Below are 15,646 nucleotides of genomic sequence, written 5' to 3'. Positions count from 1 at the left end.
TTAAGCAATACAATCCCCAATAAATACAAAAAGCCGCACAAGGCGGCTTTTAACAAAGAGCGAAACACACGTTAACTTTAGTCTCGAAAGTTCTCAAATTGAAACGGCTGGTCGAATTCACCACTGCGCACTAGCGCCATGGCTGCTTGTAAGTCGTCGCGCTTCTTGCCGGTAACACGTACTTGTTCACCTTGAATAGACGCTTGTACTTTAAGCTTGGCGTCTTTGATTTGCTTAACCACTTTTTTAGCGGTGGCTTGGTCGATACCATTTTTAAAATTGACCACTTGCGAGTGAGTTTTACCACTGCGAGTCACTGATGCTAAATCAATAGACTTGGCGTCAACCGAACGTTTCACTAACGTGCCACGTAAAATATGCAGCATTTGGTTAAGTTGAAACTCAGCTTCAGCAGTCATTTTTACTGACTCATCTTTATACTCAAAACTGGCTTCTACACCACGAAAATCAAACCGTGTTTCAAGCTCACGAATCGCGTTGTCACAGGCGTGACGAACTTCGTTAGCATCAATCTCAGAAACTATGTCAAATGAAGGCATGTTTTCTATCCCCTTAAATTTGGCTTATGCGAAAATGCTTGCATTATACCTGTGCTATCCGAAAATGCATGCTTCGGAGTATCTGGGCAATAGTATTGTTAGATAAGCCAGGCTGAATCATTTCTAGCAAAGAGTAACAAGCAATAGTGAAACAACGCAGAGCATTTTTTCGCGGGCTGTTGTGGGCAAGCCTACTTAGTATTTTTGTATTAGCCCTATGGCCAATGCCCATAGTTGGCCCGGTAGCGCACTCCGATAAACTGCTGCACCTAGTATGCTTTTTTGGTTTAGCCTGGCTGGCACAACTGGCCGACTATAGTTACCGAGAACTAGCCCTTGGTTTATTACTTTTTGGTGGGTTCATCGAACTGTCGCAAGGATTAAGTAGCTACCGGCAAGCTTCTTGGTTAGATTTATTGGCGGATATACTGGGCGTAATAAGCTATTTAGCCTTAAGCCAACACTCAAGCATACAAAAGGTGAACCGATGTATCACTGCGCAATAATTGGCGCTGGCGCTGTCGGCGGCTTACTGGCCGCATTATTGAGCCAACACAGTAAAGTATGTTTTGTTGACCCGCGTATCGTCAGAGAAAGCAGCCTAGCGCTTACCTTAACCCCTTTTGCTACTGACAAAAGTACTCAACTACACTCTCGCTTGCCACTACTCAATACCATACCTAGCTGCCGCTGGTTAATCATATGCGTAAAAGCTCATCAAGTGGCCAGCGCAGTGGCTGCTCTTACTATTCCTGCGGATTGTAAGGTTATCTTAATGGTGAATGGTTTAGGCGCGCATCAAGACCTTATTAATCAACTTAATCCCGAGCAGCTCTATTTAGCCAGTAATACCCATGGCGCCTTAGTGTTGAGTAAAAGCCAACAAGCCCTACACATTAAACATACCGGCTTAGGTAAAATTGACCTGGGTAGCTATTTAGGCAACTCTGAACCTGATGAGCTATCGCTGCTGAACGAGGCCTTAGCGCCACTAGACTGGCATAACAATATCTACCCAGCACTATGGTTAAAACTGGCCATTAACTGCTGCATAAATCCACTTACTGCTATTCACAATTGTCCAAACGGAGATTTGTTAAATAGCAATTACCAACAAACACTAGAAGCCCTATGCCAAGAGCTTAGCCTAGTAGCAGAGCACGAGGGAATTACGCTCAGCACAGAGTATTTACTACAAACAGTGCGCTTAGTGGCACAAAACACCGCCGCTAACTATTCTTCAATGCATCAAGATATTCATCATCAACGAACTAGCGAGATTAACTACATAAATGCTTATGTGTTGCAACGCGCCAAACAGTTTCAACTGCACTGCCCTTACAATAAAAAGATGTTAGAACAGATTAAAAAACTGGAGCAACAATATGACTAAAGTGATGGTAGCCATTGCACCCGGCAGTGAAGAAATTGAAGCCGTAACGATTATCGACGTATTACGCCGAGCCGATATAACGGTGGATGTGGTAAGTGTTTGCCCCACAGATAGCTTAGAGATATGTGCATCTCGGGGAGTGAAATTTCTTGCCGATGTACACCTTAATCAGATAAACGCCTCTGCTTACGATATGTTGGTATTGCCAGGAGGAGTGCCTGGTAGTGAGGTTTTTCGTGATTCGATTCTCTTGATTGAGATACTGAAAAACCGCTCCAATACTCAATGGCTAGCAGCAATATGTGCTGCGCCAGCACTTGTGCTAGTACCTCACAACTTACTTGGGGAAGCTCAAGTAACCTGCCATCCCGGCTTTCAAAAAGATCTGCCTAAACAGCTATTATCCACACAGCGAGTGGTAGTCGATAAAACTCATCAATTAATTACTAGCCAAGGCCCAGGAACAGCCCTCGAATTTAGTTTGGCATTAGTCGCGCAATTAAAAGGGCAAGATTGCGCAAACGCAGTAGCGGCGCCAATGGTACTTGCTTAGATATAAGTTCTTATATCTACCAAATAAAAGCCATGCTCAGCATGGCTTACACGTAGTATAGGCGACTACCTTATTGGCAAACCGCGCCAGTTACCGCCGTAGCATTACCCGCTCCGCTTCCAGTAAAGCCAAATTCTACACTTTCGCCAGCGGCGATGGTGCCGTTCCAACCAACGTTAGACGCTGTATAACCTTCTGCAGAAACCAGTGTAGTATTCCAAGAACTGGTCACCGTTGAACCATCACTGTAACCCCAGCTCACTTCCCATCCGTTAATCGCTTCGCTGCCATTATTGGTGATTGTGACTGCACCTTGGAACCCACCTTCCCAGCTATTAATGACCAAATGCTTACAGGCCGCGTTAGGATCCACCGGGTCCGTTGGGTTCGTTGGGTCCGTTGGGTCTGTTGGGTCTGTTGGGTCTGTTGGGTCTGTTGGGTCTGTTGGGTCTGTTGGGTCTGTTGGGTCTGTTGGGTCTACAGGACCATCAACCAAACCGCCAGAACCTGCAGGAATATTCAAACACATTGTGTAACCCACACAACTTCCGCCATTTTCTTGTGAGTGACCACCATCTTCATATAAACAAACAGGAATGATGGTGCCATAAAAGTCGCACTGTTGAATCACAGGCAGCTCTTGTCCATCAAACACCGACGCTAAAGTAGATGTTTGTTTAATCCCATTAATACCGTTGAATAAACGCTCACCCCAGGGAGTTAACTTGCTTGCGTCAAAATTAACTGTCATATCCAACTCAAAGGTGCCGGGGGCAGTGTTGCCAGACCACGACCAGCCGAGATAACCAATACTATACTCTTCAGCGACCGCCAAAATTGCATCTTCGTCTACATCTTGACCCTGATGATCCATACCAAATTCGCCAACAATCAACGGCATGTTATGACGCGTTAGGAAGGTAGATACATAAGATTCGATTTTCTCGCGATTTTGGTAAACCTGGTACATATGCACACTAAACATAATGTTATTTAGCGTATCAACCGATGCTACATCTGAGGCATGATCCAGCATAATTTCTTGCCAATCTTGTCCCCAGTTCGCTGCATCTACCATAAGGGTATGAGTGAAGCCGGCATCACGCAGCGTGGTAATCGCTTGCTTATGCTCACTTACATAGGTTTCTGCTGGAACGTTATTGCCAAATGGTTCGTTAGCAATATTGATGATAACGTAGTCTTCTTCGCCCTTTAATACATCGGCCAACTCCACCCAGTAAGCGGCGGTGATTTGCATTTCTCCAGCTTCCGCTTTCTCGCCCGAGCCGGTGACATCATGCACTTCTAGCACACATACCAAGCGGTTTAACTTACACATTTTTACCACTTTGGCGACATCGGCGGCATCGTTTTTAGCAAACTGCTGGCCATCACTCAGTACTACTCGCACTGTGTTTGCGCCGGCTTCAGCAATATCGCGAAACGCACCTTGGCGATAGTTGTACCAAGCGTGTGCATGGTTAACCCCGCGCATGATAACCGGCTTACCATTGCCATCTAATAGCTGAGTACCCGAGGTAGTAAAACCCGCCGAAGCAGAAAAGCTAAGGCCAGATACTGTAGCGACTAAACTCAACATCCCAGCTTTGATAATTGTTTTTATTGCTGCTTTTTCTGTTCTAAGACCAGAAGATAACAGCCATTCCCTTGTGTTGTAGCGTTTCATAGTTACTCCATATTGATGTGTTATAAGTTGAAAAATAAGCCAAAAACCCTATTGATCAATTAAACAATAATAACTAATTTACATTTCGCATGAAAAACTAAAGGTTTCATACCGCTTTCATCAAATAGCTATGCTTAGGTCTTAGTTTGAATAAAAGTTATAAATGCTTTCTTGATTATTTGTATTATTGTTAGACCTAAATTAATTAACCGAGATAACGCACTTATCTCCGCTTGTTGCTAATATTCGAATCCAAGCAACAAGCCGGTTTAGTAGTCAGCTACATTTACTCAAGAATGGTTCTGGCGTTGATCGCTTGCAACGGACGGTTGTTTGGATGCTGCATAAGCGCGGTAAAATCGTCAATTTGTTGTGCAGAGGCACTTACCGGGGACTTAAGTACTATCCATCTCACACCTTCTGAACAAGGAGGGGTTGTTAGCGAGCCATTAAAACGGTAATAATCTTGCTGACTTGGCCACAGCGCTAAGGCGCTCACTACCTGACTTAACTCGGCTTGTTCGCCCGCATTTTTAGGCATTTTAGCCCACACTTTACTCAGCTCTTGGTTAGCCTCACCTTGCTCAAACATTAATGCCACAACCGCTAAGTTTCCTTGCTTGTCTGCATGAACAAAGTGCGCCTCTAAGGGGTAAGACTGGCCCTTAACGGTATTTTCACTAGGAGAGTGGAAATGAAACTGCTTTAACTCAAACTCATGGCCATCCAAACCTAGGGTGCTGCCAGCTGCGTAGTTAACTTGAATAGTATGACCGTTATTAACTACCGCTTCGCCGGCGGGTTTATAGGCTACGGTAAGGCTTTCTAACTCACCTTTAATTGTATGACTTATATCAACGGGTGATTGGTTTTTACCACCTGCGCAAGTGGCAAATTCTGGGGCTAGCTCACCCCAATGCGCGGGGCCCTGATGACCAGAGTATGACCAATGGGCGCTTTCTTTAGCTCCAGCTACTGCCGATGCACTAATTAAAGATCCCGCTAAAATAACGTTTAAGATTTGCTTGTTCATATCTTGCTTCCTTCAAAAATGGAAAACTCACTAGTCGATCCGAATGGATACGAGTAAGAGGAAACAAGGTTTTAACAGCCTAATGACCATTGAATCAATATAGAGGTGAGGATAATGACTAAATTAATTATAACAGGTGTAAAAAAAGCCTTACTAATGTAAGGCTTAACATAGTTTATAGTTTTACTCGCTTAGCGTAATTATCGGTAATTCATCCCAAATTTTAGCCTCGTCCTCTGCGCCACCAGAAAAGTTCCAAGGTCCCGTTTCAGGATTTAATGGGCGATAAACTGCCGACAAACCGTCCAGATCCCAAGTGCTAAGATAGAAACGAATGCCATTTAAGCTGCTTGGTCGGGCTAAAGCCTCACTAGCAAAATCTATATAAATCGTTTGCTGCTCCTTATCCACGGTGACAATAGGTGCTGGAGTCACTGCTTCACCCCAAGTATTTGCGTCAGCTCCATCGGCATTGTAAATCGAACTCTGCCAACCAAATATCACCGCATTACGATTCCAGGTACCGCTCGGCATGGTGGCGTTTATTTTAGGTAGTACACTTTGACTAGTCCCTTGATCTTCAGGTAGATCAATAAAGATAGAAAAACCTACATGATCAAACCCATTCGGTGGTAACCAAGTGTCGGTAAGCTTATCCATCACAAGTTTGATACGAACATTGCTGCCCACCGAATAAACTTCCGCTTGGTTAATCGCTAACTGGCTATTTTCCTTATCAAAACTAGGATCTCCAGGTAGCGAGTAACTGCCATTTGGCCCGCCACTCCCTTCTGCTACATCATCGCTATCGTCAATACTAAAATCAGGGGTATTCGACCACGCCAAGTCCGAAGTAAAGTGCACATCAGCGAGGCCAGCCTGTTCGTTAGGGGAATAAATAGCAAAACGATGCGATTGCTTACCAATAGCAAAATGACGAGTAGATAACAAACTTGTCCATTGCCCACTTTGGTCTACTTGAATATCAATGGCGTTCGCTAAGTTACCGTTTACCACTAACTGCAATTTAGCATTGGGCTCTGCACTACCGCTCACCACGGTGTCTTGGGTAATGGTTCGATCCGCCCAATCATCATCTAAGCGAATACCTAAGTCGGGAGTATTAACCGCTGCTGTTTGCTGGGTTTTAAAATAGATAACTGCTGCCTTTGCGGGCAACTCAAGGCTAACTTCGCCATTAGCATCGCTGACTAGACCAGCTGGTGCTTGCAACCAATTGGCCTGCAGCTGCTGCTCAAATACCGTCCCTTCGGGTTGTTGCAAGTTTAAGCGATTAAGCAACATAGGCGCATTTGCCGTATTCATTACCACTAAAACTTCTTCGTCACCCAACGTACGAATAAAACTAAATACTCCTGCTCCCGATTTATCACTGGCTATTACCTTAATATCGCCACGCGTCATCACCGCATTTTGTGTACGCAGCGCGGCTAGCGCTTGAATGAACAAATACATTTCACTGTTTTGCTCAAAGGAGTCTTTAGACTCACCATCATCGCGATAACCACCGTCAAACATCGCATCACGGCTAGCACTCATCGCTTGCTCGGTGCCTTGGTAAATAACCGGTATCCCCGGAATAGATAACATAGTGATGAGAGCCTGCTTCAAATCAGCTTGGCTAGCTTGCGACAAGAAGCGTGGCATATCGTGATTATCAATAAAATTCGGCATCAAATAAGGGTTAGGAAACAACTCCATCATTTTTTCTAAACGAAAACGTAAGTAATCGGTTGGCTGTCCGCTTGCAAAAACCCGCGTCATGGTAGTTTGCAGAGGGAAGTTTAGTAATGAGCCCAACTGTTTCGTGTCTCCCTCCCCCAAGTAACTCAGCATTTTTTGTTCACCCTCGGTGTTGTATGCCGTCGAACTTTCAAAGACTTCGCCAAAGGTTAAAAACTGTTGCCGCCCGGTTTGCTCTGCTTGCGCCATTACGCCATCATCGGCATGTAGAAAATCATGCCAAAACTCATGTTCAACAAACTTCACCGTATCAATACGAAATGCATCTACCCCCACTTCTCTAATCCATTTACGGTAGCTTTGCTTCAAATAAGCCCTCACTTCCGGATCTTCGGTATTTAGATCGTCGAGATCTGAAAGCTGCCAGTTTTTCTCCTGCTCTGGATTATTATGATCGCTAATGCTCGGTGTCCAATGGTAGCTGCCCGTGCCATCTGCTTTACAGCTATTAAGGTTGAGCGGATAAGGTAAAACCTGCCCCTCGGCAAGAGGGTTATTGGTCAACCGAAAGCCTTCGCAAGGTTGGCTGGCGTCGTATTCCCAGGGCTTATCATAAGTGAAGAAATTACCAACATGGTTCGTCACAATGTCCTGAATTAAAAACATATTGCGACTGTGAATGTCGCTTGCCAGCGCTTGATAACTGGCGAGGTCGCCGAAGTGTTCGTCAACCTGCTGAAAATCACGCGCCCAATAACCATGATAACCGCCATAGTTTTGCTCGTTATCCCACCATTGATTAGCCACCGGAGGGGTAATCCATACTGAGGTTGCACCCAGCTGTTGAATGTAGTCGAGCTTGTCACTGACTCCCACCAAATCACCACCACTAAATTTTTTATCCGAGCTAGGGTCAAACTCCCCTTGACCTTGATCACTTAAACTTGGGTCTCCATTATTAAAACGGTCAATCATCAAGAAATAAATAATCTGATCTTGCCACTCTGGTGATGCCACATGGCTGCCATTGACGACTTGAGCCTCATCATCAGAATTACAGCCACTTAATGCCAGTGCCAAAGACAAAGACAAAGACAAAGACAAAGCCAGTATATTTGCTGGCTTCATTATATTGTTACTCATTACGCTCATATCGCCTTCCATTGTGAATGATAGTGAGCCAAACGATAAAACAAAGGCAGATGATAAATGGTGTCACTTGATGCCAAATACTAGGCGTTAGCATGCCAGTAAAAGCACTTTGTGAAGGCTGCAACAATTTTAGTGGAGGTAAAAAATGCTAAACCTTGTTTACATCAGCGGAGGGACAAATTGGTAGTGTTTAGGGTAGTGATGCAGTGCCAGCTCTTGGTTATATTTGTCGTATAAGCGAAAATGACATTGTTTTGCCAAAGCCGGAAAAGGACTGGATAAGGTCCAAACGCTGTATTGCGAGTTAGTGCTTACTTGCTGTAAAGCCAGCGGTTCTGGGTGCTCGCCTAGGTAACACAGTATTCTATCCACATTAGCTAAACGACATGCCAACTCGATAAACAATTGATAAGCAAAACCAGTTTTTATAATACTCAAGGTAGGCACAATATACGCGGGCGCTCCCAGCAACAGGCGCTCACTAACTAAATAATCGCGTTGCTGGTTGTCATCAATATAAGTTTCGCCGTCAACGTCATAACGTAGCCTAAAACTCAGTGGTTGTGCCACTGGTAGGTTAGCGGTAGACCATAGCTCGGTGCCGTCTGCCAGAAAGTCATCAAAAAAAGCGGGATAGTGGCGCCAAATGCCATCTTGATCTTTACACTCAACTGTTACCACCTTTTCAAAGGCAATATTGTCTACTTCTAACCAAACCTGCCCTTCTTGAGTATGCAACTCTCCAGGCAGCCCAATGGAGCCGCGCGCATAGTGCAAACGCACCGGTTGCTGGTTTACTTGAATACGGTTTTGTTGGCATTGCTGTCGATAAAAGCTAGGAGTAAAACTAAACCAGCGTCGAAACGAACGATGAAAATTGGACGGATCATCATAACCCAGTTTCAAGGCCACTTGAGCAACAGACAAGTGGGTATCGGCCAATAGATTAAGCGCTAAGGTTTGCTTTTCATCTTCGACCAATTGAGAGAAGTTAAGCTGTTTTTCGCTTAACCGACGCTGCAAAGTGCGGGTTGATAAACCCAGTTGTTTGGCAACAACACCAATGCTCAAGGGCTTATCAATAGCACGCTGAATGGTGCGCTTTAGCTGAGATTGTAAATCGGGTGATTCAATGGCTTGATGCTGCAGCAATAAAAAGACTTTTTTAGCAAAACTATGCAATCCAGGCATAGCTGGCTGCGGCTCTAGCTCGTATAAGCTCACCCGTAAACATAATTTACTGGATACCGACACCAATTCTGTTTTCACCTGCGAAGACAGACTAGCGTGTAACTCTGTTAGTAACAGCTCACTCCAAGCTGGCAGGTTTTGCTGGTCTCGAGTCGATAAGGTTAAATCAAGGCTCTCATTGGATTCACTGATCTCGATATAAACATTACGTTCAAACAAAGATAAGCTTTTACTCCACCATACCAAACCTTCTTTCAGGCTCGGCGCATGACTCAGCAAGATATGTTGCAGCTGCAGTAGATCGCTTAAATGCCAATACTCTCCCGCCACGCGCAAGTGAGAATGCCCGAGTTTTTTAGCGAGGGTAGAACTTAACGCTGAAAGCTTCAAAATGCTGAATGTCGTAAAAGAAAAGTCTCATTATTCTGCATAAAAACAACAAGGTCTCAATGACTTAATTGTAAGCAACCAGCAAAGTGTGATTTATTGACAAAGTGGCTGTTGGCCGTAAACGCAGCGCTCCAATTTGGTATGAATAATCGGCTCTACCGCATTACCTTGATGAATACTGTGCAGGGTATAAATTGACTGATAGCCCATGTCATAAGGAGACTGCCCTACATTTCCATGGGCTAAACCTTGAGCAAGTAGGCGCTTTTGCACCTCTAAGGTATCGCCAAAAATCAGCAGTAAGTTTTTTGAATCTAGCATTTTTTGGTAAGGGCTAATAATTTCGGTGTACTTAAACTCAAGGGTTTGTGGCCAAGCACCGACGGTAATCACTGCATCTAGCAATTTAGGTTCGTATTGATGCAAGCGCACCATTCTATCTAGGTTATTCAGCGAACGTAGTGCTTCGTCGTCTGAATGGATTGGGCAGCGACTGTGTTCTTCCCAGAGCTCGCTATTGCCTTTGCTGTTGAACCCTAGCCCTGCATAAACACCATTTTTCCGCTCAACCAAGTTAGCAGCACCTTTATGCCCAGTTAAGATACAAAATGCTCCGCCCTTTGGCTTTAAGGCCTGGGTTAAGCGGCCTAGTTGAAAACCGAACTGGAAGTTGTCGGTACCAATATAGCTATAACGCAACGTGGGGTTTTGCGCTAAAGCCTGCTCAGAAAAGTCGGAATCAAAGGTAACTACTGGCACCTTTTGTTGCTTAGCCAGCAACATACTGCGGTGGGTTAATACTCGCGAGTTAATCACCGACACCGAAATGCCATCGACGCCTTGTTCTATTTGCTGGGTAATAATCTGGTCTTGGTATCTCGCATCGGCTTCTTCGGGCCCAAGATAAATACATTCCACGTCTAACTCTGCAGCAGCCTGTAAACAGCCCTTTTCTACATCATCGAAAAAGGGGTTGGTTACCGTTTTAGGTACCACTAAATAACGAGGTTTAGGATTAGCCGATTCGGCCATTAAAGCACTACAGAAAAGAGTTAGGAAACTAGCAATTAGAGCTTTCACTGAATCACCGCATGTGAATAAGGTTCTTCTAAGCTAAGCCAATAAAACCCACTTGGTAAAGCCAAGCTGCGCTAACTGCAACTTGGCTCACGCTTTTATGAATGCTTAATCGGCTTCGCTGTATAACTTTGCAAACTCTTGATAACGAAGCTTATTTATCCCCATATCGGAGTAACCTACTCGCGATTGAGAGCGGAAATGTAAGAGTTGATTGGTTTCATCAAAATACAGTTCCACATCATCACGATAACCCACCTTGGGACTAAAAAACACAACATGCACGTAGTCACCATTACGTGACACCACTTTGTTATTTGGCATATGTGCAAAAGCGCGCAAAGCCGCTAACTGGGTACTTTTTAGATCAGCCTTAAAGGCTAAAGGCGCGACTTTTTTGTCTTCTTCTTCTGCGTAGCTAGAAACGCCGTTAGGTGAACTGGCTAGCGGCGCTAAACGACCCGCATTAAGCCCTAAATCACTAGGCTCTTTTAGATTCTTAAAGGTCATGAATCCCCCCACTGCCAGCACAACTATTACTAATCCCCACATAAGCATCTTCACTATCCCTCTCCCTTATTCGTCAAATATTGTCGTACATTCAATCATTGTTACTATAACTAAAAAAAGTAAAAAAAAAGCCACACACTTTTAAAAGTGCGTGGCTTTAATGATTTATCTGTCAGCTTTAGGCTTGTGGGCGCATCGCTGGGAACAAAATCACGTCACGAATAGTATGAGTGTTGGTGAAGAGCATCGCTAGACGATCAATACCAATACCTTGGCCAGCCGTTGGTGGTAGGCCGTGCTCTAAGGCGGTGATGTAATCGGCGTCGTAGAACATCGCTTCATCATCGCCAGCATCTTTAGCGTCAACCTGCGCCTTAAAGCGCGCGTCTTGGTCTTCCGCATCGTTAAGCTCAGAGAAGCCATTAGCGACTTCACGGCCACCGATGAAGAACTCAAAACGGTCAGTGATGAAGGCGTTGTCGTCGTTACGACGCGCTAGTGGGCTAATATCTGCTGGGTATTCGGTAATAAAGGTTGGCTGAATTAGCTTAGGCTCCGCAGTCTCACCGAAGATTTCTTCAAGTAGCTGGCCACAAGTCCAGAACTTCTCTACTTCAACGCCAACTGATTTAGCAATGCTAACCATGTGCTCGCGGTCTTGCACTTTGTCGTAATCTAAAGCTTGAATATCGGTGTGCTCTGGGTTGTACTGCTTAATCGCTTGCAACATACTCAAGCGTGGGTAGCTACCAGCAAACTCCACCGTCTCTTCGCCATAAGGCATAGATGAAGAGCCTAGAACCTCAACCGCTACAGTGCGCAGCATTTCTTCGGTTAGATCCATTAGATCGTTGTAGTCAGAGTAGGCCATGTAGAATTCCATCATCGTGAATTCTGGGTTATGGCGCGGCGACAGACCTTCGTTACGGAAGTTACGGTTGATTTCGAATACGCGCTCAAAGCCACCTACCACTAAACGCTTCAAATAAAGCTCTGGTGCGATACGCAGGAACATCTCTTGATCTAGAGCGTTGTGATGAGTGACAAATGGACGTGCAGTGGCGCCGCCAGGGATCACTTGCATCATTGGCGTTTCCACTTCCATGAAGTCCTTAGACTCCATAAAGCGGCGAATACCGGCTACCAACTTAGAGCGCACCTTGAAGGCTTGGCGTGAATCGTCGTTCACGATCAAATCAACATAACGCTGGCGGTAACGCTGCTCTTGGTCAGTTAAACCATGGAATTTTTCTGGCAATGGACGCAATGCTTTAGTGAGCAAGGTGTATTCGTCCATGTTCACGTAAAGATCACCTTTACCTGATTTATGCAGCGCACCTTTAACTCCAATGATGTCACCAATGTCTAGGCCGCCAATCTCTTTAAGATCTTTTTGTACTTGTTTAGGCGCGTATGCCTGAATGCGACCAGATACGTCTTGTAGCACCAAGAAAGGACCACGTTTTGCCATAATACGTCCAGCAATAGCAGCTACGTTACCAGCAGCCTCTAAGTCTTCTTTAGACTGTTCGCCAAACTGTTGCTGTAAATCGTCAGCTAAGTGCTCACGTTTAAAGTCATTTGGATGGCCGTTGGCCGAGCAAGTTTCGCGAATTTTGTCTAACTTAGCGCGACGCTCTGCGATCAGTTTATTTTCTTCTTGTGCTGCTTGTTCCAGACTTTGTTCTGTTTGTTCTGACATGTGAAAACCTTGCTCGTTACAGCCCTGACTTAAGGCTAGCTTCTATAAATTTATCTAAATCACCATCTAACACGGCTTGAGTATTACGGTTCTCAATGCCAGTTCGAAGGTCTTTAATCCGCGAATCATCTAATACATAAGAACGAATTTGGCTGCCCCAGCCAATGTCCGACTTGTTGTCTTCTGCCACTTGCTTCTCGGCATTTTGTTTTTGTAGCTCTAACTCAAACAACTTAGCTTTTAGCTGCTTCATTGCTTCGTCTTTGTTCTTGTGTTGCGAACGACCACTTTGACACTGCACAACCGTATTGGTAGGCAAATGGGTAATACGTACCGCAGATTCGGTTTTGTTTACGTGTTGCCCACCAGCACCGGAAGCGCGGTATACGTCAATTCGTAAGTCACCAGTATCAATATCAACTTCAATACTGTCATCAATTTCTGGGTAGATAAATGCCGACGCAAATGAGGTATGGCGACGTCCGCTAGAATCAAACGGCGATTTACGTACTAGGCGGTGAACACCCGTTTCGGTACGAAGCCAGCCGTAAGCATACTCACCACTGACTTTAATGGTAGCGCCTTTAATACCGGCAACATCACCATCCGACACTTCAACTAATTCAGCTTTAAATTTATGCGCTTCACACCAACGTAAATACATACGCAGCATCATATTGGCCCAATCTTGAGCCTCGGTGCCGCCAGAGCCTGATTGAATATCGATATAACAATCGCTTTCGTCCATATCGCCAGCAAACATGCGGCGAAACTCTAGCTTTTCTAATTGAGTAATCAGGTCTTGAGCTTCAGCCTCTGCTTCATCAAAGGTTTCTTGGTCTTCTTCCTCTACCGCAAGTTCAACCAAACCGGCCACATCTTCTATGCCTTGGGTCAGGTTATCAATGGTTTTTACCACCAACTCAAGCGCCGAGCGCTCTTTACCTAGCGCTTGGGCACGCGCTGGATCATTCCAAATTTCGGGCTGTTCTAATTCGCGACTAACTTCTTCTAACTGCTCTGCTTTTGCATCGTAGTCAAAGATACCCCCGGAGCACTTCTGTGCGCTCTTTAATATCTGCTAGAGAATTGTTCACCGAATTAATTTCAAACATCGTGTAATGACCTACGTCGAAGTACCAAAAACGCGCAATTTTAACCAATATAGCGGCGAATAAACATAGTTTGCCGCAATGAAAGTGTTAAATAAGCATGTTTTTTTCCTTTCAGGCCGTTAATCCAGGTTTGCCCTGCACTTACGCCCTCTAAAAGCCCATGAATTAGGCTCATCAGCCTAAGCCAAAGCGCTTAAATCGGTGTTGCTAAATACAGCTCAGCTCTTTTAAACGAGCAGTAACACACTGAATTTACGCTTAGCCCTTAGTAAACTGCAATAACAGTTGGGATTAAGGAGGCTAAAAGCGCGATGTTTGCTTGTTGTCATTTGCTCATAGGCAGGCTTATTGGGGGCTTAGTCTTTATAGGCTCCATGTCCAATGTATTTGCCGCAGACTACTTTGTCACTAGCGGTGTTAATGCAATCAGCTACCCAGTCCCAGCAGATGGCAGCCGTGCTAAACCCTGGAACAACTTACAATACGCCGTTAATCAACTGGCTACTGGCGACCAGCTATGGGTTACTCCGGGTGAATATCACTTAACCACCCCTGTGAATATCAATAGTTCGGGTCAATATAATCAAGCCATCACCATTAGCAGCCTGCCTGGGGAACGTGCAAACACTTTACTAATAGGTGCAGGTTTTAGCATCAAGCAGCAGAGCCACATCACCATCGAAGGTTTTACTATTCAACAAGCGTTTAATGGTATTTACCTTGAAGGCTCAAGCGCTAAGCCTGTTAGCCATATTACGCTTCGCAACAATCATACCTTTCAAACTGTACAGTCTGGCATTGCCGTGTGGGGAGTAGCATGGCAACAAGATCCTCAGCAATACAATAACCTTAGCCAACTAACCATCGACGGAAACATTATTCAGCAAGCATGCTTAGGCGAGGATGAAAATGCCAACAATGGCTATAACGAAGCCATTACTGTGGCTAACGGAGTACACGATGTCGAAATCAAAAATAATCAGATTTTTGATGGTGGCAACCCACGCTTTGGCGGCGAAGGCATTGACTTAAAAGAAGACGTAAAAAACGGCAGTATCCATAACCAATCTTATTCATGGCTTACATCGCCGCGGTATTTATTTAGATGCTGGAGGTTTGCTGGGTTTTAGCCCGCCCTTTGTAAAGAACATTAAGATATACAACAACACAGTACATAACATTCGCGAAGCATTTAGTGAACAAAGTGGAGAACGCTTATTTGAAGGTGCCGGTGCGATGGCAATTATGACTGAAGGCAACGGCTCGGTCAGTGATATTGAGATATTTGATAACCAATTTTTTGATACCGATGAAGATGGCATCTTGATCTACCAACACCCCAAAGGTAGCGGCTTGGTGAACAAAATAAAAATCCATAACAACCATATTTTTCAACATAAACGGGCCGGTATTTTACTAGACTTCACCAGTGCAAAAAGCATTGTTATCAATCACAATTGGCTATACAACAACAGCAGTGACCTGGCGCTTAAACAAGGCGAAAGCCAGCAACATAGTAATTTTTTTAGCGCACCATAATGCCAGAAAGTAAGGCTTAACATTGGCTATTTACTGACTA

At 44.7% G+C, this 15,646-nt stretch carries 14 protein-coding genes; 5 read left to right on the top strand and 9 right to left on the bottom strand.

The annotated features are described in order from the left end of the window. Positions 1–77: 77 nt before the first annotated feature. Positions 78–560, bottom strand: coding sequence for a YajQ family cyclic di-GMP-binding protein (locus ACLD71_RS10955; protein ID WP_303509665.1), 483 nt, complete (start codon positions 558–560; stop codon positions 78–80). 146 nt (positions 561–706) lie between these two features. Here ACLD71_RS10955 and ACLD71_RS10950 point away from each other — a divergent pair, with 146 nt between their 5' ends. Genes ACLD71_RS10950 through ACLD71_RS10940 form a run of 3 tightly spaced genes read left to right on the top strand, consistent with a single transcriptional unit; the run spans position 707 to position 2,506 of the window. After that, the gene (locus ACLD71_RS10950; RefSeq protein ID WP_411994747.1) at positions 707–1,066 is read left to right on the top strand and encodes a hypothetical protein; all 360 of its coding nucleotides are present in this window, start codon (positions 707–709) and stop codon (positions 1,064–1,066) included. Continuing rightward, a complete protein-coding gene (locus ACLD71_RS10945; protein ID WP_411994745.1) occupies positions 1,048–1,953 on the top strand; it encodes a ketopantoate reductase family protein in 906 nt (301 codons plus the stop codon). Before ACLD71_RS10950 ends, ACLD71_RS10945 begins: the two co-directional genes overlap by 19 nt. Next, positions 1,946–2,506: a DJ-1 family glyoxalase III gene (locus ACLD71_RS10940; RefSeq protein ID WP_411994743.1), complete on the top strand. Its 561-nt coding sequence runs from the start codon at positions 1,946–1,948 to the stop codon at positions 2,504–2,506. Before ACLD71_RS10945 ends, ACLD71_RS10940 begins: the two co-directional genes overlap by 8 nt. Before the next feature lie 70 nt (positions 2,507–2,576). Here ACLD71_RS10940 and ACLD71_RS10935 read toward each other — a convergent pair whose 3' ends face one another. The 8 genes from ACLD71_RS10935 to prfB form a co-directional block, all read right to left on the bottom strand. Continuing rightward, positions 2,577–4,193 carry a cellulase family glycosylhydrolase gene (locus ACLD71_RS10935; protein WP_411994741.1) on the bottom strand — a complete coding sequence of 539 codons (1,617 nt, stop codon included), beginning with the start codon at positions 4,191–4,193 and terminating at the stop codon, positions 2,577–2,579. A gap of 286 nt (positions 4,194–4,479) precedes the next feature. Further along, positions 4,480–5,226, bottom strand: a complete 747-nt coding sequence (locus ACLD71_RS10930) for a carbonic anhydrase (protein WP_411994739.1) — start codon at positions 5,224–5,226, stop codon at positions 4,480–4,482. A gap of 183 nt (positions 5,227–5,409) precedes the next feature. After that, on the bottom strand, positions 5,410–8,073 hold the full coding sequence (locus ACLD71_RS10925; protein ID WP_411994737.1) for an alpha-amylase family glycosyl hydrolase: 2,664 nt from the start codon (positions 8,071–8,073) through the stop codon (positions 5,410–5,412). Positions 8,074–8,241: 168 nt separating this feature from the next. After that, the gene (locus tag ACLD71_RS10920) at positions 8,242–9,663 is read right to left on the bottom strand and encodes a helix-turn-helix transcriptional regulator (RefSeq protein ID WP_411994735.1); all 1,422 of its coding nucleotides are present in this window, start codon (positions 9,661–9,663) and stop codon (positions 8,242–8,244) included. 93 nt (positions 9,664–9,756) lie between these two features. Continuing rightward, positions 9,757–10,743: a substrate-binding domain-containing protein gene (locus ACLD71_RS10915; RefSeq protein WP_411994733.1), complete on the bottom strand. Its 987-nt coding sequence runs from the start codon at positions 10,741–10,743 to the stop codon at positions 9,757–9,759. Positions 10,744–10,848: 105 nt separating this feature from the next. After that, positions 10,849–11,298 (bottom strand): DUF1499 domain-containing protein, encoded by a 450-nt coding sequence (locus ACLD71_RS10910; RefSeq protein WP_411994855.1) that lies wholly within the window; start codon positions 11,296–11,298, stop codon positions 10,849–10,851. Between the two features lie 130 nt (positions 11,299–11,428). Next, positions 11,429–12,952 (bottom strand): lysine--tRNA ligase, encoded by a 1,524-nt coding sequence (gene lysS / locus ACLD71_RS10905; RefSeq protein ID WP_411994731.1) that lies wholly within the window; start codon positions 12,950–12,952, stop codon positions 11,429–11,431. 16 nt (positions 12,953–12,968) lie between these two features. Further along, positions 12,969–14,067, bottom strand: a protein-coding gene (gene prfB, locus ACLD71_RS10900) for a peptide chain release factor 2 (protein WP_137672120.1) whose coding sequence is annotated in 2 segments (ribosomal slippage) — positions 12,969–13,991 and positions 13,993–14,067 — 1,098 coding nt in all. Because the reading frame shifts where the segments join, the coding sequence is not laid out codon by codon here. 374 nt (positions 14,068–14,441) lie between these two features. Between prfB and ACLD71_RS10895 the strand changes: the two genes are divergently transcribed. Together ACLD71_RS10895 and ACLD71_RS10890 are read left to right on the top strand one after the other, a co-directional pair. Next, positions 14,442–15,197 carry a hypothetical protein gene (locus ACLD71_RS10895; RefSeq protein ID WP_411994729.1) on the top strand — a complete coding sequence of 252 codons (756 nt, stop codon included), beginning with the start codon at positions 14,442–14,444 and terminating at the stop codon, positions 15,195–15,197. Continuing rightward, positions 15,184–15,606, top strand: coding sequence for a right-handed parallel beta-helix repeat-containing protein (locus ACLD71_RS10890; protein WP_411994728.1), 423 nt, complete (start codon positions 15,184–15,186; stop codon positions 15,604–15,606). The genes ACLD71_RS10895 and ACLD71_RS10890 overlap by 14 nt, the downstream gene beginning before the upstream one ends. Positions 15,607–15,646: the final 40 nt, after the last annotated feature.

The organism is Agarivorans sp. DSG3-1 (assembly GCF_046774965.1).
Classification (GTDB): domain Bacteria; phylum Pseudomonadota; class Gammaproteobacteria; order Enterobacterales; family Celerinatantimonadaceae; genus Agarivorans.
The sequence above is the reverse complement of the archived record's forward strand: the minus strand, read 5'-3'. Positions and strand labels throughout refer to the sequence as shown.

Excerpts from the sequence above, each read along its gene's own strand:
- ACLD71_RS10955 (WP_303509665.1), bottom strand. The coding sequence starts at position 560 with ATGCCTTCATTTGACATAGTTTCTGAGATTGATGCTAACGAAGTTCGT.
- ACLD71_RS10945 (WP_411994745.1), top strand. The coding sequence starts at position 1,048 with ATGTATCACTGCGCAATAATTGGCGCTGGCGCTGTCGGCGGCTTACTG.
- ACLD71_RS10940 (WP_411994743.1), top strand. The coding sequence starts at position 1,946 with ATGACTAAAGTGATGGTAGCCATTGCACCCGGCAGTGAAGAAATTGAA.
- ACLD71_RS10935 (WP_411994741.1), bottom strand. The coding sequence starts at position 4,193 with ATGAAACGCTACAACACAAGGGAATGGCTGTTATCTTCTGGTCTTAGA.
- ACLD71_RS10930 (WP_411994739.1), bottom strand. The coding sequence starts at position 5,226 with ATGAACAAGCAAATCTTAAACGTTATTTTAGCGGGATCTTTAATTAGT.
- ACLD71_RS10925 (WP_411994737.1), bottom strand. The coding sequence starts at position 8,073 with ATGAGTAACAATATAATGAAGCCAGCAAATATACTGGCTTTGTCTTTG.
- ACLD71_RS10910 (WP_411994855.1), bottom strand. The coding sequence starts at position 11,298 with ATGCTTATGTGGGGATTAGTAATAGTTGTGCTGGCAGTGGGGGGATTC.
- lysS (WP_411994731.1), bottom strand. The coding sequence starts at position 12,952 with ATGTCAGAACAAACAGAACAAAGTCTGGAACAAGCAGCACAAGAAGAA.
- ACLD71_RS10895 (WP_411994729.1), top strand. The coding sequence starts at position 14,442 with ATGTCCAATGTATTTGCCGCAGACTACTTTGTCACTAGCGGTGTTAAT.